The organism is Leptospira stimsonii (genome assembly GCF_003545885.1).
Taxonomy (GTDB): domain Bacteria; phylum Spirochaetota; class Leptospiria; order Leptospirales; family Leptospiraceae; genus Leptospira; species Leptospira stimsonii.
The window spans coordinates 1-2,804 of record NZ_QHCT01000023.1; the positions used below are offsets into that span (position 1 = coordinate 1).

The following is a 2,804-nucleotide window of genomic DNA, read 5'->3' on the forward strand; positions in this document are numbered from 1 at the left end:
GAAGCATTCGATTCAATGTAGCTGGTGCATACACCATCTTCATTACATCAAACAATGCCTCTGGAGCAACTTTTCAGTTAGTAAACTAAGAAAGGCTTAAAACACATACTGATAAAAGACTCGGTTTTAAACACCGGGTCTTTTTTTTATGCTAAAGATTTAGCAAACTGGACCGCACCCAAACACGGTCACAGAAGAAATCGAAATAGATGTCCTATATATTCTTTTCAATACCATATTCATGGATATTGAAAGCTAGCACAACAACTCCGTCAGCGGAGTATTGACGAGGAATAAACTCGTAACCAAACATCAAAGACTTCTCAGACTCGAAGAACATCGTAAAGAACAAATATCTCTCTCTGCGAAAAACAGATCGAATTCCTTGAAAGATTTGATCCAGAATATAGAGAAAGGCACATACAAGCCGATTCTACCGGAGAATTGGTATCTATGGACACGTCCACATGGTTAGTTACTTAAAAAGAGTTGGATGACTATAGACTCTATTTGTAAACCGTCATCGATTATCACGTTCGATTTGCCCGGTGAAGGCTTTTCAATACAACGATTTCTGTCTCTGTAGTTCAAAGAACTCTGAATAACGATGTCTCTTCATTCGTTGAAGAACATCCGGTTAAATTTCAGACCGTTCTTACCGAGAATGGGACGTGAGTATTGTGTAAGAAAATATTAATATCCTTTCGAATAATTTCTTCAATTAGAAAAGATCGAACATCGAACTACCAAGGTTAGAAGACCTCAAAGCAACGGATACGTTGAGCGTCTTCACAGAACTTTACTCGATGAGCATTTCAGAATCTCTGGTAGAACTAAATTTTACGAATCCATTGAAGAAATGCAGATCGACTTAGAAATTTTCTTTGAAGAATACAATTACAAACGAGCACATCAAGGAAGGAACGGAAGAACTCCATTTCAAGTCTTCATCCATGGAATCAAAATCAAGGAGAGCGAAAAACTAAATTCAGAAGATAAGTCAATTTCTTTCAGAAGAAGTGTTAGGCGAATACTGTTACTTTACACATCTTATTTAGCAACAGCTGCATTCTTTTCTAAAAATTTGAGCGAGTAATCTAAAAGTTTTTCATAATCAATCAAATTTTTTCCTTCTTTTTCATAATCCACATATTTTTGTACAAAAGCTCCAAAATAAACTACTGATTTCTCGATATTATTAATTTCTGCATAGCATCTTCCCAATCTATAGAATACGACGAAATCAACCGGATTACCTTTAGTATCCAAAGCTAAGAGATAAGATTTAATTGCTCGTTCATATTGACCTATATCTTCATATACGCTCCCAAGAGCTATTAGCGAGTTTGGATTTTCCCTATTAAGTTCTAGCGATTTATTATAATACAGAATTGATTCATCATTATTCCCCAAAGAACGATAGATCGAAGCTAACCTATAAAAATCTATATAATCCAACCGGCTAGTTTTTTCTATATCTTTATATAGCGAAAGAGCATCTTGATAATTCCCCAAATTGTATTGCTCAATAGCTTTCGCCCGTTTATCTGAACATGACCAAATAAAGGTCACTATAACAAATAAAGCTACAAAGGTTAGAATAGTTTTCATAACATTTTTCATTTATATGGATCCACTGACATCTGCCTATCATTATCGTAGAACGGTGATAACGGAATTTGGACCTTGATTTGCCCCTTATTTGAATTAGTCTTTTTGATCTCAAGTTTCCATGGATCTGATTTTCCAAAATTAGGTACCACCGACATTTCCGCGTTACTATTCGGTATAAATTTAAACTTAATTCCTTCATGAGTTGAAAGTGAAGCACCGGATTTTAATGGATCTATTTTAAATGAGGCTTCAACATCTCCAGAGGAGAATACCTTTAATTTAACATCCGCCGCATCTTTCTGTCCAATCCCAAAATACACTTTTCCATTCCCTGATTTTTTATCTTGACCAATGCCAATTTTAAAAACCTCCGCGACTTTTATGCCAGTTTCTCTCTCTCCTGGATTCACATCCAACTCTGAATGAGAAACTAAATTTTTTATAAAAGCTGCCGTTTTTGGGGCATTCTGAAACAATTTTAATAAAAGACCCGATGCCTTCGTAGAAATCGACCCCATAGGTGGTAGCCCTGTTAAACTTAGTGCGTCAAGCCCACAGCCTATTGCCCCAAAACCTGAGCAATGGTCGGCAACTGCCTCAGCGGCCTGTCCCATTTTATTTATGTGCTCTTCATCAGCCGCCATTCGTAAAGTCGGGAAAAACAATCCATATTTTAGACCAACATTAGGATCTATTGTTGAGTATTTTGCTGTATCATTGTTATGAACCCAAACTCCTACTTCGCTCACGAAATACGTATGGTTTTGCTCAACCTCAAAGTTGTAGACAGTGTCCGTTCGTTGATCCATCAAAATCGAAGTAACTTTCAAAGTGCCCACTTCTACAGTTAATGTAATGTTGCCTGCAACCAAATCTTTCGCTTCCGTCCACTGAGTATTCTCTACATTGAACTCTTGACCAATAGCATCCATTTTTTGAGTTCTAAATGGGTGGTCCCAAGTGGTTTCAAGCTCCGTCCCATCTTCAAAAGATACTTTGTAAATCGCATCCGTCTGACGAACAAATGTATTTACAACTCTTCGATACGAAACCTCTCCCGTTTTGTCCGATTTGGAAAGAACCATATCCCCAACTTGAATCTCCTCAATCTTCTTGAGTCCGTCCTTCGTGTGAACCGGTGTTCCAGCAACAAAGCATGTTCTGTTGACAAACTTTTTGCCGATGACATT

2 protein-coding genes and 1 pseudogene are annotated in these 2,804 nt (G+C 37.2%); 1 reads left to right on the forward strand and 2 read right to left on the reverse strand.

Annotation, left to right across the window (positions count from 1 at the left end; genetic code table 11):
* Positions 1-169: 169 nt before the first annotated feature.
* Positions 170-997: pseudogene (locus DLM75_RS25115) on the forward strand (integrase core domain-containing protein); the annotation flags it as partial.
* A gap of 53 nt (positions 998-1,050) precedes the next feature.
* Here the strand turns inward: DLM75_RS25115 and DLM75_RS23910 are convergent.
* Together DLM75_RS23910 and DLM75_RS23915 are read right to left on the reverse strand one after the other, a co-directional pair.
* Entirely contained in the window at positions 1,051-1,611 is a 561-nt protein-coding gene (locus tag DLM75_RS23910; protein ID WP_158586519.1) for a tetratricopeptide repeat protein, read from the reverse strand.
* 8 nt (positions 1,612-1,619) lie between these two features.
* On the reverse strand, positions 1,620-2,804 hold a 1,185-nt coding region (locus tag DLM75_RS23915; protein WP_241548037.1), incomplete at its 5' end, for a polymorphic toxin-type HINT domain-containing protein.